Source organism: Nocardia sp. NPDC050412 (genome assembly GCF_044458825.1).
In the GTDB taxonomy this organism is placed as follows: Bacteria; Actinomycetota; Actinomycetes; order Mycobacteriales; family Mycobacteriaceae; genus Nocardia.
On sequence record NZ_JBITIJ010000014.1, the window covers coordinates 82360 to 108528 of the forward strand.

At 64.8% G+C, this 26169-nt stretch carries 25 protein-coding genes; 9 read left to right on the forward strand and 16 right to left on the reverse strand.

The window, feature by feature from the left end; all coding sequences use genetic code 11:
- The first annotated feature begins 220 nt into the window (after positions 1-220).
- Entirely contained in the window at positions 221-1057 is an 837-nt protein-coding gene (locus ACIBI6_RS32135) for an SDR family NAD(P)-dependent oxidoreductase (protein ID WP_396958779.1), read from the forward strand.
- A 1-nt stretch (position 1058) separates the two neighbouring features.
- On the opposite strand, the gene ACIBI6_RS32140 is transcribed toward ACIBI6_RS32135, so the two are convergent.
- Both ACIBI6_RS32140 and ACIBI6_RS32145 read right to left on the reverse strand, forming a co-directional pair.
- On the reverse strand, positions 1059-1826 hold the full coding sequence (locus ACIBI6_RS32140; protein WP_396958780.1) for an SDR family oxidoreductase: 768 nt from the start codon (positions 1824-1826) through the stop codon (positions 1059-1061).
- Entirely contained in the window at positions 1810-2622 is an 813-nt protein-coding gene (locus tag ACIBI6_RS32145) for a 2OG-Fe(II) oxygenase family protein (protein WP_396958781.1), read from the reverse strand. The genes ACIBI6_RS32140 and ACIBI6_RS32145 overlap by 17 nt, the downstream gene beginning before the upstream one ends.
- Positions 2623-2704: 82 nt before the next feature.
- Here ACIBI6_RS32145 and ACIBI6_RS32150 point away from each other — a divergent pair, with 82 nt between their 5' ends.
- Positions 2705-3298, forward strand: a complete 594-nt coding sequence (locus tag ACIBI6_RS32150) for a GDSL-type esterase/lipase family protein (RefSeq protein WP_364348866.1) — start codon at positions 2705-2707, stop codon at positions 3296-3298.
- Between the two features lie 191 nt (positions 3299-3489).
- Here ACIBI6_RS32150 and ACIBI6_RS32155 read toward each other — a convergent pair whose 3' ends face one another.
- On the reverse strand, positions 3490-4854 hold the full coding sequence (locus ACIBI6_RS32155) for an AarF/ABC1/UbiB kinase family protein (RefSeq protein ID WP_364348863.1): 1365 nt from the start codon (positions 4852-4854) through the stop codon (positions 3490-3492).
- 229 nt (positions 4855-5083) lie between these two features.
- Here ACIBI6_RS32155 and ACIBI6_RS32160 point away from each other — a divergent pair, with 229 nt between their 5' ends.
- Both ACIBI6_RS32160 and ACIBI6_RS32165 read left to right on the forward strand, forming a co-directional pair.
- Positions 5084-5863: a GntR family transcriptional regulator gene (locus ACIBI6_RS32160; RefSeq protein WP_396958782.1), complete on the forward strand. Its 780-nt coding sequence runs from the start codon at positions 5084-5086 to the stop codon at positions 5861-5863.
- Positions 5864-6263: 400 nt separating this feature from the next.
- On the forward strand, positions 6264-7214 hold the full coding sequence (locus ACIBI6_RS32165; RefSeq protein ID WP_364348857.1) for an oxidoreductase: 951 nt from the start codon (positions 6264-6266) through the stop codon (positions 7212-7214).
- Between the two features lie 328 nt (positions 7215-7542).
- Here the strand turns inward: ACIBI6_RS32165 and ACIBI6_RS32170 are convergent, their stop codons facing one another.
- The 5 genes from ACIBI6_RS32170 to ACIBI6_RS32190 form a co-directional block, all read right to left on the reverse strand.
- A complete protein-coding gene (locus ACIBI6_RS32170; protein ID WP_364348854.1) occupies positions 7543-8667 on the reverse strand; it encodes a nitronate monooxygenase family protein in 1125 nt (374 codons plus the stop codon).
- A gap of 217 nt (positions 8668-8884) precedes the next feature.
- Positions 8885-9625, reverse strand: a complete 741-nt coding sequence (locus tag ACIBI6_RS32175) for a class I SAM-dependent methyltransferase (protein WP_396958783.1) — start codon at positions 9623-9625, stop codon at positions 8885-8887.
- A 49-nt stretch (positions 9626-9674) separates the two neighbouring features.
- The gene (locus ACIBI6_RS32180) at positions 9675-11024 is read right to left on the reverse strand and encodes a wax ester/triacylglycerol synthase family O-acyltransferase (protein ID WP_396958784.1); all 1350 of its coding nucleotides are present in this window, start codon (positions 11022-11024) and stop codon (positions 9675-9677) included.
- 142 nt (positions 11025-11166) lie between these two features.
- A complete protein-coding gene (locus ACIBI6_RS32185) occupies positions 11167-11817 on the reverse strand; it encodes a methyltransferase domain-containing protein (protein WP_364348845.1) in 651 nt (216 codons plus the stop codon).
- Positions 11818-11836: 19 nt separating this feature from the next.
- Positions 11837-12460 carry a hypothetical protein gene (locus ACIBI6_RS32190; RefSeq protein ID WP_364348842.1) on the reverse strand — a complete coding sequence of 208 codons (624 nt, stop codon included), beginning with the start codon at positions 12458-12460 and terminating at the stop codon, positions 11837-11839.
- 55 nt (positions 12461-12515) lie between these two features.
- Here ACIBI6_RS32190 and ACIBI6_RS32195 point away from each other — a divergent pair, with 55 nt between their 5' ends.
- A complete protein-coding gene (locus ACIBI6_RS32195; RefSeq protein WP_364348839.1) occupies positions 12516-12992 on the forward strand; it encodes a MarR family winged helix-turn-helix transcriptional regulator in 477 nt (158 codons plus the stop codon).
- 6 nt (positions 12993-12998) lie between these two features.
- Here ACIBI6_RS32195 and ACIBI6_RS32200 read toward each other — a convergent pair whose 3' ends face one another.
- Positions 12999-13886, reverse strand: a complete 888-nt coding sequence (locus tag ACIBI6_RS32200) for a DMT family transporter (protein WP_364348836.1) — start codon at positions 13884-13886, stop codon at positions 12999-13001.
- Between the two features lie 153 nt (positions 13887-14039).
- Between ACIBI6_RS32200 and ACIBI6_RS32205 the strand changes: the two genes are divergently transcribed.
- The gene (locus ACIBI6_RS32205; protein ID WP_396958785.1) at positions 14040-14333 is read left to right on the forward strand and encodes a DoxX family protein; all 294 of its coding nucleotides are present in this window, start codon (positions 14040-14042) and stop codon (positions 14331-14333) included.
- Positions 14334-14395: 62 nt separating this feature from the next.
- Here the strand turns inward: ACIBI6_RS32205 and ACIBI6_RS32210 are convergent, their stop codons facing one another.
- From ACIBI6_RS32210 to ACIBI6_RS32225, 4 genes are all read right to left on the reverse strand, one after another.
- On the reverse strand, positions 14396-16054 hold the full coding sequence (locus ACIBI6_RS32210; protein ID WP_364348830.1) for a cutinase family protein: 1659 nt from the start codon (positions 16052-16054) through the stop codon (positions 14396-14398).
- A 477-nt stretch (positions 16055-16531) separates the two neighbouring features.
- Positions 16532-18310: an alpha/beta fold hydrolase gene (locus ACIBI6_RS32215; protein ID WP_364348827.1), complete on the reverse strand. Its 1779-nt coding sequence runs from the start codon at positions 18308-18310 to the stop codon at positions 16532-16534.
- The gene (locus ACIBI6_RS32220; RefSeq protein WP_396958786.1) at positions 18310-18900 is read right to left on the reverse strand and encodes a TetR/AcrR family transcriptional regulator; all 591 of its coding nucleotides are present in this window, start codon (positions 18898-18900) and stop codon (positions 18310-18312) included. Before ACIBI6_RS32220 ends, ACIBI6_RS32215 begins: the two co-directional genes overlap by 1 nt.
- Before the next feature lie 239 nt (positions 18901-19139).
- The gene (locus ACIBI6_RS32225; protein WP_364348821.1) at positions 19140-20405 is read right to left on the reverse strand and encodes an MFS transporter; all 1266 of its coding nucleotides are present in this window, start codon (positions 20403-20405) and stop codon (positions 19140-19142) included.
- Between the two features lie 112 nt (positions 20406-20517).
- On the opposite strand from ACIBI6_RS32225, the gene ACIBI6_RS32230 reads away from it, so the two are divergent.
- A complete protein-coding gene (locus ACIBI6_RS32230) occupies positions 20518-21465 on the forward strand; it encodes a LysR family transcriptional regulator (protein WP_364348818.1) in 948 nt (315 codons plus the stop codon).
- Here ACIBI6_RS32230 and ACIBI6_RS32235 read toward each other — a convergent pair.
- Entirely contained in the window at positions 21441-22325 is an 885-nt protein-coding gene (locus tag ACIBI6_RS32235; RefSeq protein ID WP_396958787.1) for an alpha/beta fold hydrolase, read from the reverse strand. The genes ACIBI6_RS32230 and ACIBI6_RS32235 overlap by 25 nt on opposite strands.
- 59 nt (positions 22326-22384) lie before the next feature.
- On the opposite strand from ACIBI6_RS32235, the gene ACIBI6_RS32240 reads away from it, so the two are divergent.
- The gene (locus ACIBI6_RS32240) at positions 22385-22951 is read left to right on the forward strand and encodes a CGNR zinc finger domain-containing protein (RefSeq protein ID WP_396958788.1); all 567 of its coding nucleotides are present in this window, start codon (positions 22385-22387) and stop codon (positions 22949-22951) included.
- A 185-nt stretch (positions 22952-23136) separates the two neighbouring features.
- On the opposite strand, the gene ACIBI6_RS32245 is transcribed toward ACIBI6_RS32240, so the two are convergent.
- Positions 23137-23433, reverse strand: coding sequence for a TetR-like C-terminal domain-containing protein (locus tag ACIBI6_RS32245; protein WP_396958789.1), 297 nt, complete (start codon positions 23431-23433; stop codon positions 23137-23139).
- Positions 23434-23438: 5 nt separating this feature from the next.
- Here ACIBI6_RS32245 and ACIBI6_RS32250 point away from each other — a divergent pair, with 5 nt between their 5' ends.
- On the forward strand, positions 23439-23723 hold the full coding sequence (locus ACIBI6_RS32250) for a hypothetical protein (RefSeq protein ID WP_396958790.1): 285 nt from the start codon (positions 23439-23441) through the stop codon (positions 23721-23723).
- A 59-nt stretch (positions 23724-23782) separates the two neighbouring features.
- Here the strand turns inward: ACIBI6_RS32250 and dnaB are convergent, their stop codons facing one another.
- On the reverse strand, positions 23783-25522 hold the full coding sequence (gene dnaB, locus ACIBI6_RS32255) for a replicative DNA helicase (protein WP_396958822.1): 1740 nt from the start codon (positions 25520-25522) through the stop codon (positions 23783-23785).
- Between the last annotated feature and the right edge of the window lie 647 nt (positions 25523-26169).

Genomic DNA, 26169 nt, shown 5'->3' on the forward strand with positions numbered 1-26169 from the left:
TAGGTGAGTCCTAACGTACCGTCGCGGGCCGACGGTTCCCGGAGTGGCTGAGTTCTGGGCGTCCCCGGCGAGCTACCCATGTTCGTACTAGATCAACTGTTGCGTTGGCAGCACGATACACAGCAGTCGGTTCCCACCGACCTACCGGTTAGTAGACGGTCTTGCCGAATCCGTCCCGGCCGATGAGGATCAGCACGAATCAGCCGACGGAAGGCAGGACATGGCAGCACAGGATCTATCCGGAAAGACGGTGGTGGTGACCGGCGCCAGCTCCGGCATCGGCGCCGAGGCGGCGGCGAAGCTGGTGGCGCGCGGCGCGACCGTCGCGGTGGTCGGGCGCTCGCCGGAGCGCACCGCCGCGGTGGCGGCGCGGATCGGCGCGGAGTCGTTCATAGCCGATTTCGCCCGCTTCGACGAGGTGCGCAAACTCGCCGATCAGCTGCTAGATCGCTATCCGCGCATCGATGTGCTCGCCAATAACGCCGGCGGCGCGTGGGCCGAACGCACCGTCACCGATGACGGCAATGAGCTGACCTTCCAGGTAAATCACCTGTCGCCGTTCCTGCTGACCGCCCTGCTGCTGGATCGGCTGGTGCAGTCGCAGGCCAGGGTCGTCAATACCGCGAGCATGACCTACCGGATGGCGAAGCTGGATCTCGACACCGTCAACGCATCGACCGGCTCGTTCAACCAGCTGGGCGCCTACGGCACTTCCAAGCTCGCCAACATCATCTTCACCAGGGAGCTGGCCCGCCGCACCGAGGGCAGCGGGCTGGTCACCGCCGCATTCCATCCGGGCGCGGTCGCCACCCATGTCTACGACAATGCTCCGCTCGGACTCGGCGCGTTCATCCGTTCGCCGCTGTCACGGCCCTTCTTCATCCGGGCAGATAAGGGCGCGGATCCACTGGTGCACTTGGCGACTACGTCGGAGGAGATGAACGGCAAGTACTTCCACCGGTTCAAGGAGGAACAGCCGCGGAACAGGCAGGCCGTGGATGCGGAACTCGCGCAACGGCTTTGGACCATGTCCGAGGAGATCACCGCAACGGCGTAGGTCAATGGGCGTCCGCACCGAGTGCGTGACGCCCAACCTCGGCCGCCACCGCGACGGTGAAGATTTCGCCGGTCATCTCGCCTCGATCGAGTTCGACAATGGCCCGCACCACCTGTTCGGTGGACACTGTCGCGGGAAAATCGTTGGGCGCGATGGCATTAGCTCGCACCCCGAACTCCTCGAATTCGGCCGCGATATGCCGGGTCAGGTGGTTGAGCGCCGCCTTGGACGCCGCGTAGAGCGCCTGTCCGCCGGGGTACACCCGCGAACCCGCAATGCTGGAGACATTCACGATATTGCGATTGCGGGCCCGGTTCTCGTCTCCGGCGTGCACCCAGCTGCGCTGCGCCAAGCGCGCCGACAAACGCAGCGGCACACCGACATTGACCGTGAAATGCGGATCGAATTCGTCGAGCGCGGCGTCACCGTCGACGATACCGCGCGGCTGAAATCGGCTGTGCGCGGCATTGTTGACCAGCAGATCGATATGCCCGAAGCGGGCAAGTGCGATATCGATGACGCGCTCGACTTCACCCGCTTCGGTGAGATCGGCCTTGATCACGAAGATCCGCGAAGCATTCTCCGGCACGGGCATTTCCGGTTCGAAGGGATCGACGAACCATTCGAGCTGTGACGGTGCCGCCGGGGTGCGATTGCGGCAGACCGCGATGATGTCGTAGTCGGTGTACAGGCCGCGGCAGAAGGTATCACCCAGGACGCCACCCGCCCCGGTGAGCAGGCACACCCGGCGTTCAGTGCCACTGCGCAATGCTGTCTCCTCCCCAGCGCCGCACCACGTCTTCCTTCGGCCGGTGCAGCCACATCACCACGCTATTGCGCGCGGCGGCGTTATTGCCGACGAACGTATGCCAGGAGCGCGGTGTGCACTCGAACAGCAGCAGCGAGTTGTTCAGGGGCGGAATCGTCAGTGCGGGAACCGGGTTCGCGCCGATATGCGCATACAGCGCGGTCTCGCCGCCATCGCCCGGCTGCCAATCCGGATTGCCGAAATAGAACAGCACCGCGACGGCGCGCACCGTCTCCCGCGCGAAGACCTCCGGCGTCCGCGGGCCGATCTTCAGATCCACCTCCGGATCCACGGTCCTGACCTCGCCCGGCCCAGGCGCCACCCCCTTGAACCAGGCCGGATTCAAATCATTGTGCGGTGACCCCGACGGGCTCCCCGGCCGATGATGGTGCACCGACCCCTCGACATCACCGGTGGTAGCCACCCCAGCTACCCGCGCGATCAGGTCATGCCATTCCCGCGAGAGAAACAGTGCCAACGGCCCGTCCCGCAGTCCGGCCAGTGAGGCCCCGACCGCACCGTAATCGGCCGCCACCGTTCCGAACGACTCCGGCCGCTCGCGGCGCACCCGCGCCAACTCATCGGCCAACCGCCCATAGAACTCGGGCACGAAAACATCCCGGGCATATACATGCGGAAACGGCTCGACCCGGCGAATCCAGCGGCGATGCGCGAACAAACCCGTGAACCACGGCGGCGCCGCGGCCACTGTGGATTCGGCTACCCCTGTCAACTTCAATCCCTCCCGAATGACCACAGCGATCCTAACGGGCACGACCGGAGTCCGTGCGGCGGTAGCCGGGCCCTGCTCCGCGGCGAGCAGTTGCGAAGATCGCCGGATGTGGAACGACCTTCGCGTGTGCTGCATCGGTGATTCTTTCGTCGCGGGTGTCGGCGACGCGCAGTGCCTCGGGTGGGTCGGTCGCCTGGCCGCCCAGACCTACGCGAATGGCCAGCCGCTCACCACCTACAACCTGGGTGTGCGGATGCAGACTTCGACCGAGATCCTCGGCCGCTGGCAGACCGAATGCGCCCCACGATTTCCCGACGGCTGCGATGCCCGCCTGGTTGTCTCGTTCGGCGTCAACGACACCACCATCATCGACGGACAGCCCCGAGTGGCTCCCGAACAATCGGCGGCCAACCTGTCCGAGCTGCTCACACAGGCCGCCGAGCTGCCGGTCCTGGTCGTCGCGCCGCCGCCCATCGATGACATCGACCACAACGCCCGGACCGCCGCGCTCGACGAACATTTCGCCGAGATCTGTGCTGCCGCAGCGGTCCCGTACGTGCGCGTCCATCGACCGCTGCGCGACAGCGCGGTATGGATGCGCGAGGTGCGCGCGGGCGACGGCGCGCATCCCGGCGCGGGCGGTTACGACGAATTGGCCGCCCTCATCCGGCCGCACTGGCGAGAGTGGTTGGCACGCTGACCAATCCGGGCGCGTGGCCGTGAGCCTGGCGGCGATGAGCCGATCGAGGGCCGCGATGATCGGTATCCACCCATCGCCGAGAAGTCGGAATCGTCGGTGGCGGGAAGTTCGGCGCGCGAATCGCTCTGTCTGAGACGCAATGTCTCGGGTTGGTGTCTCGGCGGCGTCGGGGCAGGTCAGCGCGGTTGGGCTCAGCCCACAGACATGCGCCGCGCATCCGCTTCGGCCCGCTTGCGCCGAGCCACCGCTAGATCGACCGGCACTGCGTCCTGCTCCGCGGGGCGAGTCACCAACTCGTGCAACGTCGGATGCCACCGCCCGACTTCGTCGCGGAACGAACCTTCGGTCTCCAACTGACCGATCGCACCGATCAGCGTGAGCATCGATCGCGCGAACGGCGTGAAGCGCGCGGGCATAGTGCCTTGACGCAGGGCATTCGTCAACCGCGGATTCGTCACCCGCAGTACCTGTTTGCGCAGCCAGCGCATGGTGAACCGGTAGTTCGCGTGCCGGAAAGGTTCGACGCACGGCGCGACCACATGGAACAGATCCTCGGCATCGAGTACCCGGCCCGGTTCGCAGAAACCGTGCCGTCGTACCGCCGCCTCCAATTCGGCAGGCCCGCCGTTGAACAGCGCATCGCAGTAGTCGAAGGCGAATTCCTCGAAACCCTCGGTCGGCCACGGTGTGCAGGCTCCGAAGTCCACGACGCCGAGTCGCCCATCCGGCAGCACCCGGAAATTGCCCGGATGCGGGTCGCCGTAGAGCAGACCGCTGCGGATCCAACTCGATGCCATGAACCGCACCAGCTGCATACCGACCCGATCCCGCTCGGCGCGCGTACCGGAGGCGATGACGCGCGGCAGCGGCGTACCGTCCAGCCATTCGGTGACGAGCACGTCGCCGCGTTGTTCGATCACCCGCGGAATATAGAAATCCGGATCGTCGGCATAGGCCGCCGCGAAGATCCGCTGGGATTGCGCCTCGGCCGCATAGTCGAGTTCGTCGAGCACACAGGCGCAGACCGCCTCGGTCACCCCCTTGACATCCGCACCGGGCACGAAAACCGTTGCCAGCATGGAGATCCGGCGCAGCTGATCCAAGTCGTTCGCGACCGCCTGCTTACCGCCGGGATACATGATCTTCACCGCGACGGGCGTACCGTCACGCCATACCGCGCGATGCACTTGGCCGAGCGAGGCCGCGGCCGCGCGCCGATCGTCGAATTCCCGGAAATGCCAACGCCAGTCCTCCCCCATGCTGGCGGCCATCGCCGCGTGCACCGAACGCGGCAGCATCGTCGGCGCGGAATCCTGCAACCGGCTCAGCGCGACTTTGTATGGCTCGGCGAGTTCCGGCGGCAGTGCGAGTTCGTAAATGGCAAGCAGCTGACCGAGTTTCGCGGCACAGCCTTTCAGTTCGCCGAACACCTCGAAGATGTGCTGTGCGGTGCGCATTTGGATTTCACGATTGACCTCGGCGGCCGGTCGGCCGAGTGCGCGCTTACCCACACCTGCGGCCTGACGGCCGGCGAAGGCGACCGGCAGCGCCGCCAATTTCGCATTGCGAACTGCCGTACGAACTGGAGGTTTACCGTTCGACCTCATCGCGAAAATGCGTGCATGTCTAGTTGTCGAACTCTCGGCCGATCGACCGTCGCCACGCTGAATTGTCATGACTCACCTCGCACCGCACACTGACCAGTGTTACACAGGTGCAGTCTCGCACAAGAGAGCATAGACTGTCTGGGACGTATTCGGAACCGAGTCGAAAGGTGGCATCTCGATGGGATCCCAAACGGTAGTCGCCGACGTTGCCGATGAGCTGGCACGCCGGGTTGCCGCGGGGGAATATCAGCCGGGGGATTTGATGCCGTCGGTCCGTCAGGTCGCGGAGGAGTTCGATATGAACCGCGCGACCGCGCAGTTGACCCTCGGTCGGTTGGAATCGTACGGATTCGTCGAGGCGCGACGCGGTAAGGGGTTCACGATCCGCGATGTCCGTGAGGCGGGCGGTCTCGATGTGTATCGGCACCTGTTCAGGTTCTCGGTTCCGATGCCGGATGTGGCCGTCGAGATGTTCCACGACATCGTCGAGGTGGAGCGCGGCATCGTCATGGAGGCGCTGCTCGCCTACACCAGCAGCGAACAGGAGATCGATCCGGCCGAACTCAAGGCCGCGATCGATCAACTGGAATCGCTTGCCCGACAGGAGGTCCCCGACTTCCAGCAGATCCTCGCCATCGAGATCGGTCTGGTCCGCCGGTTGCTCACCGCACTCGGGCTGAGCATGCAGCGCGCGATCATGAATTCCATCGGCGAGATGGTGCTCGAGGTGCCCGAGGCCGTCGAGGCCTTCTTCGCGGGCGCGGCCGATCTGCATGTATTGGTATGGCGTGCGCTGGTCGCGGTGTGGGATTCCGGTTCCGGCCCGTCCGACGCCCAGCTGGCGCTGTTCGAGGATCTGTTCGGGCTGTATCACAACAAGGTGATCGCCCGATTCGAGGAATTGCTCGACGTCGGGGCCGAGGACCAAGAGGACGCGGAGCAAGCGGCGACCGCCTGATCCTGCTCGGTCCTTCCGAATTCACTGTCTGAGTCATCAATTGGTCCGTGCCGCTCAACGCCGTCCGAGAGGCGTACGGTTGCCGCTGTCCGGCAAGATCGTCGCATTTGAATCTCTGTCTGGGACGGCTCGGGATTTTTGTCCTCGACCAGGCCGCCGATGGGGTGTTCGCGGCGAACTCGAGGCCAGCGCCATGCAGCTCGGGCAGGCGCTGATCGTGGCCGAGTCGAGCATGAAGCCCGACGGAGCTCCCAGAGCTGGCCATGCTCGGCCGGGTCTTCGGTGGCATCGTCGGGGTCTGCGCGCAGCTCGATGGAAGGTCCGTTCGTCGAGTTGGTCGAGCGATGGCTGCCCGGCTGCACGCGACGACGAAGCGGTCTAGATCAACCAGGAGTTCTCTGTGACATCGGTACCAATCCTGCCGCGCCGCTGGACCATTGCGGATATCGCGGACCAATCCGGAAAGACAGCCGTGGTCACCGGCGCCAATAGCGGCCTCGGCCTGCGCACCGCCGAGGCATTGGCGAGCAAGGGCGCGCATGTGCTGCTGGCCTGCCGAAATCCGCAGAAGGCCGCGACCGCACTGGATGCGGTAACGGCAGTGTCAATCGGGCCGAAACCTGAAGTGCTGCAGCTGGATCTGGCCGATCTCGCCTCGGTCGGACGCGCCGCCGAGCAGATCAACGACACCGTCGGGCGGATCGATCTGCTGATCAATAATGCGGGTGTGATGGCGGTGCCGCGCTCACGAACGGCCGATGGGTTCGACGCCCAGTTCGGCACAAATCATCTCGGGCACTTCGCATTCACCGGCGGCGTACTGCCCGCTCTCTTACGCGCCGAACAGCCCCGGGTGGTGACCGTATCGTCGGTGGCCGCGTGGGTCGGCGTGATCAACTGGCTCGACCCGAATTGGCAGCGGTTCTATCTGCGCTGGCCCGCCTACAGCCAGTCCAAATTGGCGAATCTGCTGTTCACCGCGGAACTCGAGCGCCGCGCCCGCGCGGCCGGATCCGACCTGCGTGCGGTGGCCGCGCATCCCGGAGTGTCGGCGACCCATCTCTACGACCGCGACGGTGAGAAGGGTGTGAACGGTATCTTGGCGGCGATCCCGCAGGCGATCCTGTTCGCGCTGGCCCAGTCCGACCGCATGGGCGCACTGCCGCAGCTGTATGCCGCCACGGTGCCGGCGGTACGCGGAAACTCCTATGTGGGACCGGGTTTCGAGTTCGCCGGATATCCGCGGCGGGCGCTGCGCAATCCGCTTGCCTATCGTCGCGCGACCGCGCGCAAACTGTGGGAGCTCAGCGAGCAGTTGACCGGTGTGCGTTACGACTTCTCAGTGACCTAGGTTGATATCAATGCGGTGCCGCGGCGAAGGCGGCGAGCACGAGCGAGCTGACGATCGTGACGGCAAGTACAGCCAGCACCACCAGATTTCGCCGTTGCGGCAGATCGGCATGCATCAGATTCGGACACTCCGGCTCATTATGTCCGCGACTTCCGCACCGAGGGTTGGTGCAGGGATACATGCCTACCTCCCGAAACTGACGCGAGCGCTCGCACTGCAGCAGTGCGAATCACTTGTATACCGCGTGCGCCGCCGGACGGCTACCCAGCCACGGGAGTACGACGACGCCGCCCCAAACAGGTCGGTCGAGGCGGCGTCGAAGAGTTTGCTACAGCGCGCTATTGAGCTTGTTCAGGCGGTCGCATGCCTCCACGTACTCATTGATCAGCCGGGCGATCACATCGGCGGAACGCTCCACCTTGTTCATCATGCCGACGACCTGACCGACCGGATTGAAGTTCACATCCTTGGCGGCTTCGGGATAGCGGTGCCCGCGCTTGACGCCGTCCAAGGCCACCATCATCTGCAGCGGCATGGGCAGCGGATCCGGGTTCTCCGGCGCCTCCCAGGCCTCGGTCCAGTCGTTCTTCAGCATGCGGCACGGCTTACCGGTCCAGGATCGCGAGCGCACGGTGTCGTGGCTGGAGGCTTCGATATAGGTCTGCATCTGCGCGGGCGGCACATTCGCCTCCTCGACAGTCAGCCACAGCGAGCCGGTCCACGCACCCGCCGCACCCATCGCCATGGCCGCGGCGACCTGGCGACCGTTGCCGATACCGCCGGCGGCCAGCAGCGGCATATCGCCGATGGCGTCGACCACCTGCGGCCACAGCACCATCGAGGAGATCTCACCGCAGTGCCCGCCGCCCTCGGTGCCCTGGCAGACAACGAAATCCAGACCGGCGCGCTTGTGGTTGAGCGCATGCTTCACCGAACCACACAGCGCCCCGATGAGCCGTCCCGAACCCTGGATCTGCTCGACCACATCCGGCGGCGGAGTGCCGAGGGCATTGGCGACCAGCTTGGCCTTGGGATGGCGCAGGATCACCTCGATCTGCGGCGCGACGGTGGTCGCGGTCCAGCCGAGCAGCTGATTGTGGTGTTCACCGTCGGGCAGACGCGGGACATTGTGCTCGTTGAGGAGTTTCTCCGCGAAGTCGCGGTGCCTCTGCGGAACCAGTTCCGCCAGTTTGGCTTCCAGCTGTTCGGGGGTCAGATCATCGATCCCCTTGCCCTCGTACTTCGACGGGATGACGAGGTCGACGCCGTACACACCGTGTACATGGTCGTCCAGCCAGGCCAGTTCGACCTCCAATTCCTCGGCGGTGAAGCCCACCGCACCGAGCACGCCGAGTCCGCCGGCATTGCTGACCGCGGCCGCCACATCGCGGCAATGGGTGAAGGCGAAGATGGGGAATTCGATCCCCAGCCGGTCGCAGATTTCGGTACGCATGGCGTGCTGGTCTCCCTACTTGCTCAGCAGCCGGATCGCAACGGCTGACGAGTGCTGGAACGGGTTGCATATTTGGTCACCGGCCCGCGCTGCCGATTCGGCCGACTGTCGCAGATATCGCCATGACGCGGCGGTAGCTTCGTCGACAGGCGCGGACGCCTGACTTCGAATGTAACACGTTCTAGTTTTCTCGGGGTAGCTGTTCTCCTCGACTGAATCAGAGTTCCGCGGTGAGGAGCCGGTAGCCCAGGTCGAGGTGGGATTTCCCGAGTAGCTCGGCATTACGCCTGGCCCACCTATCGGTGGTGAGATCGTCGTGGAGCCGGTTCAGTCCGTCCTGCAGTAGCGCGGCCGGGGTCAGCGCAAGCATCGACATGCCCGCGCGCACGGTTTCGTCCAGGTACGCCTCGGGTCGCCGCCAGTAAGCGCCGCCGAACCCGTCTACGCAATCGTGTGGGATCGGGATCGACGTGATCGATACTTCGCCGAGTAGGGCGGTCAGGCGCGGGAGTGCGACCGCCAAGCGCGCATCGGTTTCGGCCGCGGCGGGCAGATAGTCACGGACCAGCCAGAATTCGCGGAAGACGGTGTGGTCCCAGGTCAGGATGATGATCCGGCGGCGGGCGATCCGTTTCAGTTCGGCGATGCCGCGATCGAGGTCGGTCCAGTGGTGCACGGTCAGGACGGCCAAGGCGGCATCGACCGCGTCTGTGCGGATCGGCAGCTGCTCGGCGACCGCCTTGACCGCTGGTGCGGCAGTCGGTGGGCGTTGGGCGATCATCACCTGGCTCGGCTCGACCGCGATCACGGTGCCCGTCGGTTCATAGGATCCGCTGTCCGCTCCGACATCGGCGATCGATTCCATGCCACGCACCGCGTCATCGACAACTGCGGCGAAACGCGGATCCGGTTGCCGGGTCCGCGTATACGTCCGTCCGGTGTGGTCGTAAAGAGTCATGGTCGCCAGCTTCAGCCTTATTTACTGGCGACGTAGGCGATTCGACGGTTCAGGAGGCCGCTTGCTCCAGTTCGGCCAGCGAATTCTCCAGGTGGTCGAGCAGGCTGTGCAGTCGCGGCACACTACGGCGGCAGCCGACGAGCCCGAAGTCCAGACTGTCCACATTGGTGGTGAGGGTGATGTTTACGGCTTGGCCGTCGAACGGAATCGACATCGGGTACGAGGCGTCCAGACGGGCCCCGTTCCAGTACTGCGGTTCCTTCGGGCCCGGCACATTCGAGATGACGATATTGAACGGCGGGTTCGTGAACGACAGCATGCCAGGCAGCAGAGTCAGGGCGAGCGGGCTGAGCATCAATCCGGATAGCGCCATGGTCTGGATGGGGGAGAGCGAGTTGTAGACCTCTTTGCTGCGGCGCATCGATTCGCTCACCACACGCAACCGTTCGATCGGATCGGCGATATCGGTGCCGAGATTGCACAGGATCGCGCCGACCTTGACGCCACCGACCTCGTCCTCATCGTCCCGCAGCGACACCGGAACCATGGCGATCAACGGCTTGTCGGGCAGGGCATGCTGTTCGATCAGATATGCGCGCAACGCACCGGCCGACATCGCCAGCACCACATCGTTGACGGTCGTGCCGGTGGCCTTCTTGACCTGCTTGACGCGTTCCAGCGGCCAGGACCGGACCGCGCACCGCCGCGCGCCGCCGATCGGCACATTGAACATCGAGCGCGGTGCCTCGAACGGCATCGTCAACTGCTGCTGCACCAGTGCCGCCCGTGCCACCCGCAGCGCGGCGGGCCCGGAATTGACCGCCGACCGGAGATTTCGTGCGAGCCCGCCGAGCAGCGAGCCCGACGGTTCGCTCTTGCGAGGCGAACGGGGCAGGTTCCACGGCACGCGCGTTTCGGTCGCGGTCGGATCGTTGGTGAGCGTTCGCTGCAGCACTCGCTGCGCGGTGACGCCATCGATCAGCGCGTGATGCATCTTCGAGTACAACGCGAAGCGGCCGTCGTTCAGCCCTTCCACCAAGTGGATCTCCCACAGCGGGCGGTGGCGATCGAGTAGAGCGCCGTGCAGGTGGGAGGCCAGTGCTAGCAGTTGATCGAAGTTACCCGGACTCGGCAGCGCCGATCGGCGCAGGTGATAGGCGAGTTCTACCTCCTCGGCCTGGGTCCACGCCAGCTGGGGCGCGCCGAGCCAGGTTGCCGGGCGCTTGCGGAAGGTGGGGTGGAATTCGTTGTCCGCCAACAACTTCTCATGGGTCAGCCGAGCGAAATCGGGCCCGGCGTCTTCCGGCGCCTCGAATAGTTGTAGCGAACCGACATGCATCGGGTGCTCGCGGGATTCGGCGAGCAGGAATACGGCATCGATCGGAGAAATGAGCTCCATGGTCTGTCGCCCCCTGACGACGGTGTGGTGCTGAGGTCTTTGGTGAAAGGAAAACGACCACGATGTCGATAAGGGTTCGCACAGCCATGTCCCCTGTGCTGTCCCCAACCTTACTGAAAGGTGCGGATTCGCGTTCGCCGAATCAGCGATCCTTGACCAGGAGCAGGTAGGCCTGGCGGCCGCGCTCACCGGGATCCGGTTCTCGGATCAACCGGGCGGTCGGTGTGAAACCGGCCTGTTCGGCCAGCGTGGCGAGCCGATCCGCTGACCATCGGTACGCGGTTATCACCTTGTGGTCGAACGGTTCCACATCCTGGACCTCCGGTGCCTGGAAGAACGCGAGCAGTGCGTGCCCTCCTGACTCGAGTACCCGATGAAACTCTGCCAACACAGCGGGCATTCGTTCGGGCGGCAGATGGATGATCGAGTACCACACGAGAATTCCCGCGAGAGCGGCGTCACCGATATCGAGGTGCTCGATGGAGCCCTCGTCGAATTCGAGTGTCGGATACTGTGCTCGCGCCAATTCGAGCAGTTGGGGAGACAAGTCGATCCCGAAGATATCGAGCCCGAGCCCGGCCAGGTGTGCGGTCATTCGACCCTCACCACAGCCGAGATCGGCCACCCGACCGCCGGCCCGCACCAGTTCCGCGAATGTGCCGAGCATGGCGCGGTCGAATGGCTGGGTTGCGAGGTGATCCTTGACGAATTCGGCATAGCGGATGGCGATATCGTCGTAGGCGGCACGGGTGTGCGCCACATCCGCGGGATCGGTTCGACTGTTCGTTGTCACTCGGACATCATGCCCTCCGTCACCGCTCATCGAGTCGCGCCGCGACGCTGGATTTCATTGCGAAGCCCGTGACAGGCATGCGGCGCAACAGTTTGTCGAGGTTCAGGGCGGTATCGCAGATGCCGAGAAGCGCGGCGCCGCCCGTCACGACAAGGACGCCGTACGAACATATTTCGTCGAAGCCGACCGATGTCGACATGGCCGCCGCGAAGACGATCAATACCGCGGTGGCGGCGCGTGCGGTGAGTTTCGCGGCGACGCCGAGGATCAAGCCGATGGCCAGCAGGGTTTCCGATGCGGTCGCGATGACGGCGAGGGCCGGCACCGACCAATCCAAGGCCTGTGGTGTGAGCGTGCGGGTGTAGTCGGTGAACGCGGAGTAGTCGCCCCAGGAGACACCGTCCGCGCCCGATGCACCGAGCAGGCCGAATCGGTCCGCGACCGAACCAGCGAACAACGCGCCCAGCAGGATTCGCACCGTCGTATTGACGACCACGGACCGGCCAGCGGTCACCGTGAGCACCGCGACGCTCGCGAGCACCACCGCGGTGATCGCCCCGACCGATCCGTCCGCGAAGGCCAGCCAGCCGAGTTCGATCATCAAGGCCAGCGCTGCTAGTCCGACCACAACCTGTCTAGTCATGTGCACCATCCAAAAGTAGTAAGGTTCCTGACTAAAGGTACGAAGGAGCTCCGGAATGGTCAAGAGCCTGACTAATCCATTGGCTGATCGGCCGCCGCCGCTCGGGAATCTGCTAGGCGCCGCGGCGCGAACGCTTGCGGCCGAACTGGACGCGGGCCTAGCGGCGGCCGGATTCACCGATCTGCGGGCCGCGCATGCGCCGGTATTCCAGGTCATCGATCCCCAAGGCACGCGACTGATCGATCTCGCCGGACGCGCGGGCATGACCAAGCAGGCGATGGGTGAGCTCGTGCGGCACCTGGATTCGCGCGGCTATGTCGAGGTGACGCCCGATCCAACCGATCGACGGGCGCGGCTGGTTCGCCTCACGGCGCTGGGCTGGTCCGTGGTCGAGGCAGGGCGGGATGTGGTCGAGCGATTCGATGCGCACCTCGACGCGATCATCGGAGCGGCCGAGGTGGATCGGCTGCGTGCGGTGCTGCTGAAAATTATCGGCGGCGCCGGTCTGTCCTTCAGCGCCGCCGCAGACTGAGCGCGCTCAGGACTGGGTGACGGGCGCCGCCGCCGGTTTCTCGGCGGTGCGAGCGCGGACTGTGCCGAGGATCGAGCCGAGAATGACCAGCGGGAAGCCGATGCCCATGCCGATGGTCAGCGGCTCGTCCAGCAGGGTCACGCCGAGCAGGATCGCCACCGCGGGATTTATGTAGGTGATGACCGTGGCGCGGGCCGGGCCGACCTCGCTGATCAGCGCGAAGAACACCAGGAATGCTGCGGCCGTGCAGATTACAGCCAGTCCGAGCACCGACCACGACGCGTCGGCGGTGAAATGTGTCGGCCAGCGGAGCGCGGCGAACGGTGTGTAGATCACCGCCGCGAGAACCAGTGATCCAGCGACCACGCCGAGCGGCGGCAGATCGGCCAGTGCGCGATTGATGATGATCGGGCCGACGGCGTAACCGATGGTGGTCAACCCGATGGCGCCGATAGCGGCGGGCTGGGTCAGGTCGATATCGAAGCCGACCAGTGCCGCCACACCCGCGAATCCGATGATCAGGCCGATGGTGCGGCGGGCATCGAAGCGATCGTGGCCGAGTTTGGTCACGATGACCACGGCGATCAGCGGAACGGCGGCGATCAGCAGCCCGACCGTCGAACTGTTCAGCGTGGTCTCGGCGTACCCGATCAGAAACCACGGTCCGGTGATCTCGACCAGGGTGTACAGCAGCAGCGGACGCCAACGCCGGAACACCGGTGCGAGGGCTTTGGTGTAGAGCGCGATCGGCAGCAGGATCAGCGCGCCGAGGAAGGTCCGGCCGAATGCCACCACGATCGGGTCGAAATCCTCGACCGCTATCCGGATCATCGCGTAGGGCACACCCCAGATGACACCCATCGCCAGGAACAGCACCCACCCGCGCTGCGTCATCGCTTCACCATCTCGCCTGCTCGCTTCCGATCGAATCGGAGCCTATACGAATACATCCCATCACGGGATGGCTGAAGGCCCGATGAATTCGGTGATCGGGTCTCGTCTGTATGGGTGCAACATCCGATACACGTGCTTGGAAGGACTCGAACCATGACCGCTGAGAACACCGCTGAGGTCGGCGCGGGGCCCGGTCGTTCCCTCGATATCACCCTGTGGGTGCTGCAAGGCCTGCTCGCCGCGTTCTTCGCATTCGCCTCCGCTGCGCCGAAGCTCCTCGGCGAGTCCAGCGCTGTCGAAGGCTTCGACTTGATCGGCGTTGGCGACTGGTTCCGCTACTTCGTCGGCGCCGTCGAGTTGGCCGGTGCGATCGGCCTGGTCATCCCGCGCCTGTCGGGACTGGCCGCGATCGGCCTGAGCCTCACCTGTGTCCCACAAGGGATGTAGGCGCAGGCCCGCGACGGCGCCAGCCGTGCGGGCCTGCGTGCGCCAGCCGCGATGGCGCCGGGTCAGGGCTGAGTCGACTTGGTTGTGGTCGGTGTCGCCGGTGGCGCTGTCGTGGTGGTTGGTTCGGTGGTGGTCGGCTTCGGGGGCTGAGTGGTTGTGGTGGTCGAAGCCGGTGGTGTAGTTACCGCCGGTGTGCTCATCGGCGGCGCGGTTGTCGTGGGCGGCGCAGTGGTCGTCGGCTGGCCGCTGACCTCCGTCTTCGCCGGGGCGGCGGTGGTGGTCGTCGGAGCCGCGGTCGTGGTCTTGCTCGGTTCGGGCGTCTTGGTCGTCGAGGTCGCTGCCTGGTAGGCGGCGGCGAGATCGGCCGACTCCGGCTTGGCGGTCGTGTCGACCGGCTGACCCGCCTGTGCCTGTTGGGCCAGATGGGTGAGCCAGGCGGCGGCGTACTCGGCGGATGTCAGCGGCTTACCGTTGTTCGGGTCGGCGTCGCGCCAGTAGTCGAAGTGGTGACCGCTCGCATTGGGGCCGAGCGTCTGCTGGTAGGGGTCACTCAGAATCACCGGGATGGTGTTCTGGTTCGTCACGATGAGACCGATGATCTCGTTGAACACCTTCTGCGGCAGATAGGCCAACGGCGACATCTCATTGGTCGAGATCGACTCGGCCTTGGTCGGAGTCGTCGGCGTCTGCCCCGGCTTGTATTCCGGATCCGAAACCCTCAGCAGCACTTGGAGAAACGTCTCATCGCTTTGCATCCAGTTCGGCTGTGACTGGATATCCGCGAACGCCGCCAACGCGATCCGGCCGAGGACAACGGCAACATCCTGCCCGGTCGCGGGGGTGAGGCCGTCGCGTTCGAGCGCGTCGACATTCAACTGCCGCCCCACATTCACCGCCAATTGCAGCAGTGAAATGTTCTGCGGCGCCGAGCACGTGAGATCGCCATCGGAGCAGAACGAGGCGATCTTGCCGTTCAGCGCACCGAAGTCACCGCTGGTACCGGGTAGTGCGCCCTGGCCGGACGCGGTTTTCGTGCCGTTCTGATACTTCTGGTCGAAGCCGTCGGGATTGCTGTACGGATCCTTGGCGCCCGGGAACGGACCGTCACCCGCCGAACGTCCGGCATCGGCGAGGATGACGACACCGACGACATCGGCTGGATCCACGATGCCATAGCCACCATCTTGATCGGCGGTCTGATGTCCGACCGTCATGGCGACGCGGCGTACCACATCGGCGCCCTCGCTGTAGCCCACGATCGAGAACTTGGTGTCCGGGCAGGCCTGTGCGATTTCGCGCATCACCTGTTCGGTATTCGCGACGCCCGCGTTGACGGCATCCTCGTAGCTGTCCATATTCGCCGGGTACGCGATGTAGACAGCGGCATATGAGCCGGGATCGACATTGTCGGCCGGTGCGTTGACGACCGGATCGACCCATTGGCTGCTGTAATCACCGGACAGCGCGGCGGGCAACTCTTCACCGTTGGCCCCGACCAGCAACTTCGTGGTGGCGGCATCCGGTGTATCCCGACGACCGGCGACTGAAATGGTCACCATGTCGTGGCATTCGGTAACCGATGCCCGCAGGCGTGTATCGACGGTTTCGTGCGTCGATGTCATCGCCACCGAGGCAGTGACGATCGCCACCACCCCCAGCGACGCGGGCGCCACGATGGCCGAAGCCATTCGATGGCGCGCGAAGAACTCCCGAAGAGCCATGTCCCGTTCCCCATTCATAACCGACAAGTGGACGGACAGGCCCCCCGACAGGCCATGTGTCTTGAAGGACGTCGGGTTCGACGGCCGAATCGTTACCACGGGGGAGAAATGGTTACGCTCGAGTCGAGGTATATCGCTGTTCCACGGCACGCTTGATCTAGTTCCGCTAGTTAACGGCATGATGTGGCGGTCCTGCGGTGTCAGCGCCTCGCTCATCGGGAATCTGTAGGTGAGCGATGCGTGTGGAACTCAGGGGCCCGAGAACCGTCCGCCGGAATGGGTGCCGCTCACGGCCACGAGCGCGGAGGTCGCCGTATCCGGCCGATGGCTGGAGACCATGGACCATTTGCTGCCGGGGGCAGCCGCGCTGGCTGATCGGCGATGTCGATGGCAGCCGCAGGTCGGATTGCCCGCCCGACTGTTCGAAACCGCGCCCCGCGCGGTGGAGCACAAGAACTCCCTGCTCATCGCGCGTCCTTATCCGCCGATAGCACGCACCAATTCGTCGGGGTGTGTCAGTTGTGGATGATGGGCGGCTCGGTCGATGGTGCTGAATTCGATTCGGGGCAAGAGTGATTCGTGCAGGCCAGGACCGAGCGCGTCCTCGCTTCCGGTGATCACATGGATCGGTCCGGGATATTGCGCGAGCTTGGCGGTGAGTTCACGGCGCCAGCGTGCATTCGTCGTTGCGGCGAACAGTGTGGCGACATTGCCCGCGACATTCGCGCGACGCAGATCCTGCACGCTCGATTGCAGCACCGACGCGTGCTCGGGTGAGCCGGTGAGCTTGTCGGACAGGGCATTCGGACTCAGTCGACGCAGATACCACCGCGTCAGAGGTGTGGCCAGTGCCGAAATCCCAGCGCTCGGCTGGAGAAAGAATGGGGCGACCAGCGTGATCGATCCGACCTTGTCCGGATGCGCGGCCGCGGCCTCGACCACTGCGGCGGCACCTACCGAGTGACCGACAAGATGCGCGCCAGGTGTCCGTTCGAGCAGCGTCTCGAGCCATGCCTGCCAGTCACCTCGACCGCCTGCGGACATCCCGAGGCCGGGCAGGTCCAGAACCTGGGCGTGGCCGATGGCTGCCGCGACCGGAGCCCAGGTGTCGGCATTGACCGGCAGGCCGGGCAGTATCACAGTGGGTGCTTCGGGCTCGCCGATCCGGAACGTTCGGACTCCAGCGAAATTATCGAAAGTCCTTGCCGCACTTTTTGTTTGCGCATTTCCGAAGCGGTGCGCCGCGAGATGGTCGGCCCATCGCAGGATCGTGCGTGTGGTGTCGGGCAAGTCGAGTCCATGCTTGCGGGCGAGTTCGTGTGCCGAGTCTGTGGGATAGCGGTCGGTGGACAGGAAGGTCAGGGTTTCGGGATCGGCCTTCGTCAACCACTGCGGTAGCCGCTTCACCAGTGCGACCGGGATGCGTGTGCGCGGTACCGGTACCCGATAGTGCCGACCGACCTGCGACAGTAGCGTCGGCAGTGCGGGCGTCGCGTCGTCGAGCACCCAGTACGCCACACCGGCTGTGACGGGATCCGTTGGGAGCAGGGTCATGAAGCGAGTCAGATAGTCGACCGGGATCACCGGCACGAAGGTGCGGGAGTCGCCTGGCAATGCAGTGACCGTCCCCTGCCAAAGCTCTTTCAAACTCGCCGCGAGGCCCAGTTGCTGATCGGATTCACCGGTGCTGCTGAGCCCGATTACCGTGGGCGGGTTGACGATCGACCACGGCACGCCGAGTTCATCGGCGACGGCCTGAAATACCGCATCCCCCTCCACCTTCGACGCCTCATAAGCGCCCAGACCGCGATGGGTTCGTTCCACCCGCTCCGGGCTCCACGGAACGGTAGTCGGGTCCTGACCGCCTACTCGGTAGCCGGAGACATAAACAAGCCGGGACAGCTGAGGCAGTTGCGCGGCGAAGGACACCACCGAGCGGACGCTGTCGACATTGCCGTGCCGCGCCTCGTCCTTCGTCATACCGAATCGGTAAGCGCCGGCGCAGTTGTAGACCTCGGTGACATCCGTGCACGCCGAATCCCCGCCCTGGACAATGGGTTCGGTGTCGAAATCGACGATCAACTCCGCCGGAGTCGTCCGGCACCCGTGATCTCCCAACCATGCGCCCAGCCGCGCGAACGATTCGCGGCTGCGGACCGCGGCGGTGACGCGGACTCCGGCCTGGTCCAGGGTGAGAATCAGATTGCGGCCGATGAAGCCGGTGGCTCCGAATACGAGCGCGTGGCGGGTGGTCATCACACCACCGTCCCGGGCTGGTCGAGCAGAGCTGCCAGCATCTGTGCCGTGCTGTGCAGCGGTTCCACATCGCGTTTGGCGCGCGCCACGATCACCGCGCCCTCGACCGCACTCACCGTCGCCGTCGCCAGCGTGCGCGCCGCCGCCTCCGAATGCCCTGCTGCGACCAGGTATTCACGCACCGGCACGATCCACGATTCGAACGCCGCCGCACACACCTCACGCAGTCGTTCGCTGTGCGCACCCATCTCGAGCGTGACTACCGAAACCGGGCACCCGAGCTGAAAATCGCTGTCCGCGACCAACCCGGCCAGCACCTGCACAACCCGCCGAATCACCTCCCCCGGTGACGCCCCGGCCACCGCCGTTTCGTCCAGCAAGGTCCGAAACCGCTCGGCTGCCAACTCGATCGCCTTCTGCCCGAGCTGCTCCTTTCCCTCCGGAAAGTGAAAGTACAGCGACCCTTTCGGCGCCCCCGCATGCTCCACAACCGTGTTCAATCCCGTCCCGCTATACCCCCGCGCCTGGATCAACTCCAGCATCGACTCCACCAACTGCCCACTCGTCTGAGCGCCCTTGGACGTAACCATGGTCCCAGAATAGACCGGTCTATAGATTTTGCAACCACGTCCGAGTCGCGCTCGACGGCCGCCAGCCCTGAAGCGACCGACCAGTGCCGCGTCCAGATACCTTCTGCCGTACCGAGCCTTCGTTCGGAGGGTTCCGTCGAACGCAGTCGAACGGTGGACGCCCATGCCGCATCGACCGCTGAATGACTACGCTCGGCGAGTAGCAAGCGATCTGGACGAGGCACTGATATGTGGGCGGGTCACGCTCCCGCGCTCTCGCGGGAGAGAACCGGCTCTTCATTCGACGGGATCGGTTCGGGCGTGGCGATTCGGCGCGGCAGCAGCAACGGCGTGGCAAGCAGGAGGATCCCGGCCAACGCGATAGCCGCACGAGGGCAGGTGAGTTGTGCTAGCAGACCCCACGTCACGGTGATTGCCGCGATGCTGATGCTGCTGGTGATCGACCACGCGGCGAGGACTCGGGCATGGCGATCGATCTCGGTGTTGTTCAACCGATAAGCGGCGAAGACGGCGTTGAAGATGCTTATGCAGATGATCAGCCCGAACTCGGTGACCATCACGATCACAAGCCCGGCCGGGCCCGGCCGAATGAACGCCAGTCCGAGGGGCCAGCAGGCGCGCAGTGTGCCGAAGACCCGCAGCACCGTCTGTTCGCCGAAGCGGGAAGCGACGCGGCGGGCAAGTCGTGACCCGATCAGGCCGCCGATACACGGAACAGCGAATGCCAGCCCGTACTCCCAGAGCGGGAACCGCAAATGGGCGAGCATCAGCACCGATAACAGCGGCTCCCCGGCCATGATCAGCCCGTTGACCAGCATGGTGTTGACGAAGAACCGACGCAGCGTGTGGTGGGTGAGGATGTAGCGCCACCCTTCGACGATGTCGCTGCACCGATGCGCTCGGGCCTTCCGTGGGGGCGCGGGCTGTTCGGGTTCCCTGATCGCGAGAATGCCGAGTGCCGAGAGGAGGTAGCTCACCGCATCGGCGACAACGGTGGTCACCGGTCCGAGCAGCCCGATGGCAGCGCCACCCACGGGCGGTCCGATGACCGTGGCCGACCAGGTGGTGGACTCGAAACGACTGGTGGCCACCAGCAGGCTGTCGGCCGGAACGATGGTCTTGAGGTAAGCGCCGCTGGCGGCGGTGAAAGCGATCTTCGCCGCCGCGGTGACGATGCAGACCACCAAGAGCTGCGCGAAGGACAACCCACCCAGGCAGTAGGCGAGCGGTATGGATGCCAGGGCCGCGAAGCGGATCAGGTCCGTGGCTATCATGACCGGTCGCTTGGCGCGAAACTCCATCCACGGCCCGAGCGGAATCGCAAGCAGCGCCCCGATCGCCAGCCCGGATGCCGACAAAGTCGCCACTTTGGCCGAACTAGCGTTCAGAACAGTGATGGCGACCACCGAAAATGCCCCGAACCCGAGTCCGGTCCCGTAGGCGCTGACCGCGTAGGCGGCCCACAACCACCCGAACGCCCGATCCGGCTTCGCTCTCCGCCACATATCGGCACTCCCTCTGTTGTCAGGGAGATTGAAGCCGGTCGATGGATGCTGACACCAACAACGAATCGAGCGGAGTGTCACAACTTTTCGTTGTGAGAGTAGGTTTCGGCTCGTGGATCTCGATGCGGTTCGTACCTTCGTCGCGGTTGCCGAGACCGGCCAGTTCCAAGCCGCTGCCGACGATCTGCGAATCACCCAGCAGGCAGCGTCGAAACGAGTAGCCACGCTCGAGCGAGAACTCGGAGTTCAGCTGTTCGCGCGGGTTGCCAGAGGGGTGCGGCTGACCGTCGACGGGCAAGCACTGCTCCCGCATGCCCGAGAGCTCCTCCGTGCCGCAGAACGCGCCACCGCGGCCGTGACACCGGGGCGCCGGGCCCTCCGGATCGATGTGGTGGCCCGCAGGATTGCGCCCTCCACCATCCTTCATGCCTTCTACCAGCAGAATCCGGATATCGAGCTCGATGTTGTCACCCTGACCAACTTCGACGCGGAGTCGGCGCTGGCCGAGATCAGTGCGGGCACCATCGACGCCACCTTCAGATCCCTACGACACCTGGAGGTCCCGAGCGGAGTCCGGGCATCGCGCGTCATCGACGACCGGCACGAACTGCTCGTCGGCCCACGGCATCCACTGGCGAACGCCAAGACGGTAACGCCAGCCGAACTCACCGATCACCCCATCTGGATGCCGGGCATGTCCGACGCCGAACCGATCGGCTACTACAAGGATCTGGCGACAGCGTTCGGACTCACCATCGACACGATCGGCCCGAGTTTCGGCATCGAGGCGCTCCTCGCCGAACTCGCGGATTCCACCCAACTCGCCACCTTCGTCGGCGAAGGCTCCCGATACCTCTGGCCGGAAAGCTACGACCTGCGCCGAATCCCCGTCGTCGACCCGACCCCGGTCTATCCACTTTCGGTGATCTGGCGAACAGACAATGCACACCCCGTCCTCGCAAACTTCCTCGAGTACCTGCACGCCAGATACAAAGCGACATCCAGCGACGACATATGGACCCCGGACTGGGCGCACTATCCGAAGAAGTCGCACAGGTGAGCCGCGACGAGCTCGGGCTGTTCCTCGGCGAGATAGTGGCCGCTATCGGGGATCTCGATGGCGAGCACGTCGGTTGCTCGCTCGGCGAGACTGTCGAGGATGTCGGTGTGGTCCGGAAAGTGCAGTGCGGCAACGGGTATCGTCAGTTTCGCGTACGTCCGGCCGTCCTCGATGTCCTGGGTGAAACTCTGATACCAACCGTTGGCGGCGCGGATCGACTCGGGACGGGAATAGGCGCGTGCGTACACCGCGCGGGACTGTTCGTCGATGGCGTTGGGATTGCGCAGATTTCGATGGCACAGGTAGTCGACGAGGTGCCTGCCGCGCCCGGCCAGGAGCTGTTCGGGTAGTTCGGCGACCTGATTGAAGGCGAACCACCACCGCTGCCGGGCCCGTTCCGCGGGACCGGGCAGCAGGCGGAAGTCGTAGAGCCGATCATCGGGATGCGGCTCCTCCAGCAGCGCTAGCCTGCGCACGGTCTCCGGATGGTTGGCCGCCAGGCTGAAGGCCACCATCGAGCCGATGTCGTGCCCGGCGACGTCGACCGTCGAGTAGCCGAGATGTCGGACCAGTTGGTGGATATCCTCGGCCATCGTTTTCTTGTCGTAACCGTGGTCCGGAGTATCCGAGGAGCCCATACCGCGGAGGTCGACGGCGATGACCCGGTGACGACGCGCGAGCAGCGGCATGATCTTGCGGGCCTGCCACCAGGTTTGGGGCCATCCCGGCAGAAGTATCACCGGCGAGCCCGTCCCGCCCACGATGTAGTGCAGCCGAATGCCGTTGATCTGGGCATGGTGGCTGCGGAAGTCTCCTGAGAGTGACTGTGCCAGTTGCGCATCCGTGACTTCGTCGATCATGTGAACCACTTTAACTGGTTCTTTTCGAACCGGTCGAAGTGGTTCCATACACTGGGATCATGCGTCTATTCCGTGAAGGATCCGGTCGAATCTGCCTCGATTACGTGCGGACGTTGCGCCACCGCGGTTCGCCCGCCGAGGCCGAGGAGTTGACCGATCCGGCGGCGCTGACGGCATGGGGTACGCAATTCGGGCCCTGGGACCGGGTCGCCGCGACACCTGATATTCGCGCCGTCGAGTCCGCGCGAACGTTGCGGGAGGCCATCTTTCGGGTGGTCGACCTGGCCCGCACGACTACGGGCCCGGTAGATCCGTCCGACCGGGATCGCGCCGTCATCAACAAGGCGGCGAGCCGGCCTGTCCCGATCCCGAGTCTCGACCGGCGCGGGGAATTGCAGTGGACCGCGCCCGACCCGATCGCGGCGGTCCTGGCGACGGTCGCCCGGGATGCGCTAGATCTGGTCACCTCGCCGACCGCCGCGCGCATACGGCGATGCGCGGGCGACAGCTGCCAGGCCTACTTCGTCGATCTGTCCCGCCCGGGAAGCCGACGCTGGTGCTCGATGGATACCTGCGGCAATCGGGCCAAGAAGCGAAACCTGCGGGCCCGGGAGATGTCGGCGTAGCAGCGGCGCCGCTCGAGTCGGGTGGCACGCCTGTTGTGCCGGTTCGTGTCGCCGCGGGTGTGGTCGATATCGCGGTCCGTCAGGGCTGGGTGATCCTTCCAGAGTTCAATCGCGATTACGCGGATTGAACGTAGGCCACCTCGATTTCGTGATCTTGCTTCATCCGCACCGCGCTCCGCTGGGGTTCAGGTTCGGAGGATGGGGGACAGTGCCTCGATGAGCTGGTCGGCGTAGGCCGGGTCGACTGGTGCGCCGCTGATCAGGAGCCGGTAGTAGAGGGCTCCGTAGATGAGGTCGATGAGGATGTCGGCGTCGAGATCGGTGGGGAGCTGACCGTCGACGATTCCGGTGGCGATGAGTTCTCTGACGCCGGCTCGGCGGGTGTCGATGAACCGTTCGCGTAGGGCCGCAGCCAGTTCGGGATCGTGCTGGGCCGCTGCGACGAGTGCGACGAACGGGAGGCGGGCCTCGGGGGTGTTCATCAACTGTGCGACGCGCCGGAGCTGAGTTTGCAGCCGGGTCAAGGAGTCGCCGTCGTCCGGACTACACCGCTAGTGTCGAGGCCGCGCACGAGCGCCTGAACCAGCTCGATCCGAGCGTCTACGGCGACCCGGATCAGGCCGCGCAGCAGATCATCGCCGTCGTCGAATCCGCCGCGCCCCCACTGCGGCTGCCGCTCGGACGCGACGCCGTCACCGCGATCCGAGCCAAACTGACCAGCGAACTCGCCGCGCTCGACGCCCGGGAGCCCGGTGTCGCCGCCGCGGAATGATTGCTTCGTATACGAAGTGGACACGAAATCATTCGTGAGGTTCGAAACACGCCGACCAGCTAGCCGCGGGCCATATCCACGAACCGACTCAAATGCAGTTGGTGCGCAACGGTAATCGTGGCAGTTGGACCATTACGGTGTTTACCGACGATCAGGTCGGCTTCACCACCACGCGGGTCGTCCCGCTCGAATGCATCGGGCCGATGCAGCAGGATGACCATGTCCGCATCCTGTTCGAGCGAACCAGATTCGCGCAGGTCAGACACCATGGGCCGCTTATCTGTTCGCTGTTCGGGACCACGGTTCAGCTGACTGATGGCGATGACCGGAACTTCCAACTCCTTAGCCAACAGCTTCAGATTTCGCGAGAAATCCGAGACTTCTTGCTGTCGGGATTCGACCTTCTTGCCCGAGGTCATCAGCTGGAGGTAGTCCACCACAACGAGTTTCAGGTCGTGGCGTTGCTTCAACCGCCGCGCCTTGGCGCGAATCTCCATCATGGTCAGGTTCGGCGAGTCGTCGACGAACAGTGGTGCCTCGCTGATCTCGCTCATACGGCGAGCCAGTTTGGTCCAGTCGTCGTCGCTCATGCGGCCCGAACGCATATCGCCCAACTTGATTTTCGCCTCTGCGGAGAGCAGGCGCATCACGATTTCCGTGCGGCTCATCTCCAGCGAGAAGATGACGCTCGCCAGACCGTGTTTGATCGAGCAGCTTCGCATGAAATCCATACCGAGCGTCGAGTTGTGCGTGGGCACCATCGACTCGCCGGCGAGGTACAGATGCTCGGCGTTGTCCACCTCGACGCATCGCACGGGGACGGTGTCGATCTTTCGCACGTCCACGATGTGCCTGGCGGCCGAACGAGCGGTCGTCGGCACGAGATGGTTCGGGCTGTCGTCCGCGAGATGCACGCTGTGGACGATTTCGCCAGTTGTGCGTACGGCAGCGACACGAGCACCCGCTGCCCCGGCAATGGTGAGCCACTGATGTTGCTCGTCGGCGACGATCACTGTGCCGTCGGAGAATTCGACCTCGTAGCACGGCCGTTCGGTCAGCACCTCGGTCGCGGCGAGGACACGAGTGGGACGGCCCTCGGCGTCGAGAAGTTCGTCACCGCGGCGGACCTCGCCCATGGTGGTCCAGCCGGTGGGGGTGGGTAGGGGCGTGGCCAGGGCCAGGGCCTTGCCAACACCGGGGCGCGCCGCGACGATGATCATTTGGCCGGGGTGCAGGCCGTTGGTGAGTTCGTCGAGTTCGGTGAAGCCGGTGGGGACGCCGACGGAGATGCCGCCGCGGGAGGCGATGGAGTCGATTTCGTCCATCGTCGGCTGCAGCAGTTCCTCGAGCGGGAGGAAGTCTTCGGTGGTGCGGCGTTCGGTGACCTCGTAGACCTCGGCTTGGGCGCGGTCTACGACCTCGGCGATGTCCTGGCCGTCGGCGCCCGCGTAGCCGTACTGAACGATGCGGGTGCCCGCTTCGACGAGGCGGCGCAGAATCGCCTTCTCGGCAACGATTTCGGCGTAGTAGCCCGCATTGGCGGCGGTGGGGACGGTCTGGGTGAGGGTGACCAGATAGGGCGGGCCACCGATGCGCTTGAGTTCGCCGCGGCGGTCCAGGCCCGCGGAGACGGTGACCGGGTCGGCGGGTTCGCCGCGGCCGTATAGATCGAGGATGGTGTCGTAGACCGCTTGGTGGGCCGGGCGGTAGAAATCGCCGGGGCGCAGCACCTCGACGACGTCGGCGATCGCATCCTTGCTCAGCAGCATGCCGCCGAGCACGGACTGTTCGGCCGCCATATCGTGCGGGGGCTGCCTGCCGAAGTCCTCACCGGGCGGTTCGGGCGGATAGTCCGTATGCCCGCGGCCATCGGTGGTGGTCACCAGACTCGACCGTCCTCTCTCGCCACTTGCAGGCCGCTCGAAAATGCCTACCCGCCGACCCTATTGATCACTCGTTGTACTCCCGGGCTACGACACATTCGGCAGCGCACCGCGGCTGAGGGACCTCACTAATGGGGCCTCACCTGCGGTTCCAGCAAACCGCCGTGGCGGGTGCCGAACCATGCCGTTCCGGGTGGTGCGTGCATGATGTTGCGATGAACCTAGGCGACCCGATAGGCAGTCGCCAAACCGCAATGTGCACACGCCTGTGGATAAGTTGGGGACTGTTTACCTAGCGTTGTGCACCCCCTGTGTACAACTTGGGGAAAACCCAGGTCGTGCCGCTCAAACACGCTGATAGATATCGATTTCTTAAGCTATCCACGTGTGGATGAATGAGTGTCGGCGTGTCGGTCTAGATGAACAGCCGGGCGTGTTGAGGGTAAACAGCACGTTTGGTGTCTATGGCGTAGATCACATGGCGTCCGGTTGGTTTTCTCGACGATCCACAAGGCGAATAACTGGCGGTAGAGCCGATAGCGGCAGGTTGCCGAGAATGACCC

Bases quoted from the DNA above. Each gene is read 5' to 3' on its own strand.
- ACIBI6_RS32135 (WP_396958779.1), top strand. From the start codon at position 221: ATGGCAGCACAGGATCTATCCGGAAAGACGGTGGTGGTGACCGGCGCC.
- ACIBI6_RS32150 (WP_364348866.1), top strand. From the start codon at position 2,705: ATGTGGAACGACCTTCGCGTGTGCTGCATCGGTGATTCTTTCGTCGCG.
- ACIBI6_RS32160 (WP_396958782.1), top strand. From the start codon at position 5,084: ATGGGATCCCAAACGGTAGTCGCCGACGTTGCCGATGAGCTGGCACGC.
- ACIBI6_RS32170 (WP_364348854.1), bottom strand. From the start codon at position 8,667: ATGCGTACCGAAATCTGCGACCGGCTGGGGATCGAATTCCCCATCTTC.
- ACIBI6_RS32175 (WP_396958783.1), bottom strand. From the start codon at position 9,625: ATGACTCTTTACGACCACACCGGACGGACGTATACGCGGACCCGGCAA.
- ACIBI6_RS32180 (WP_396958784.1), bottom strand. From the start codon at position 11,024: ATGGAGCTCATTTCTCCGATCGATGCCGTATTCCTGCTCGCCGAATCC.
- ACIBI6_RS32190 (WP_364348842.1), bottom strand. From the start codon at position 12,460: ATGACTAGACAGGTTGTGGTCGGACTAGCAGCGCTGGCCTTGATGATC.
- ACIBI6_RS32195 (WP_364348839.1), top strand. From the start codon at position 12,516: ATGGTCAAGAGCCTGACTAATCCATTGGCTGATCGGCCGCCGCCGCTC.
- ACIBI6_RS32200 (WP_364348836.1), bottom strand. From the start codon at position 13,886: ATGACGCAGCGCGGGTGGGTGCTGTTCCTGGCGATGGGTGTCATCTGG.
- ACIBI6_RS32205 (WP_396958785.1), top strand. From the start codon at position 14,040: ATGACCGCTGAGAACACCGCTGAGGTCGGCGCGGGGCCCGGTCGTTCC.
- ACIBI6_RS32210 (WP_364348830.1), bottom strand. From the start codon at position 16,054: ATGGCTCTTCGGGAGTTCTTCGCGCGCCATCGAATGGCTTCGGCCATC.
- ACIBI6_RS32215 (WP_364348827.1), bottom strand. From the start codon at position 18,310: ATGACCACCCGCCACGCGCTCGTATTCGGAGCCACCGGCTTCATCGGC.
- ACIBI6_RS32220 (WP_396958786.1), bottom strand. From the start codon at position 18,900: ATGGTTACGTCCAAGGGCGCTCAGACGAGTGGGCAGTTGGTGGAGTCG.
- ACIBI6_RS32225 (WP_364348821.1), bottom strand. From the start codon at position 20,405: ATGTGGCGGAGAGCGAAGCCGGATCGGGCGTTCGGGTGGTTGTGGGCC.
- ACIBI6_RS32235 (WP_396958787.1), bottom strand. From the start codon at position 22,325: ATGATCGACGAAGTCACGGATGCGCAACTGGCACAGTCACTCTCAGGA.
- ACIBI6_RS32240 (WP_396958788.1), top strand. From the start codon at position 22,385: ATGCGTCTATTCCGTGAAGGATCCGGTCGAATCTGCCTCGATTACGTG.
- ACIBI6_RS32245 (WP_396958789.1), bottom strand. From the start codon at position 23,433: ATGAACACCCCCGAGGCCCGCCTCCCGTTCGTCGCACTCGTCGCAGCG.
- dnaB (WP_396958822.1), bottom strand. From the start codon at position 25,522: ATGGCGGCCGAACAGTCCGTGCTCGGCGGCATGCTGCTGAGCAAGGAT.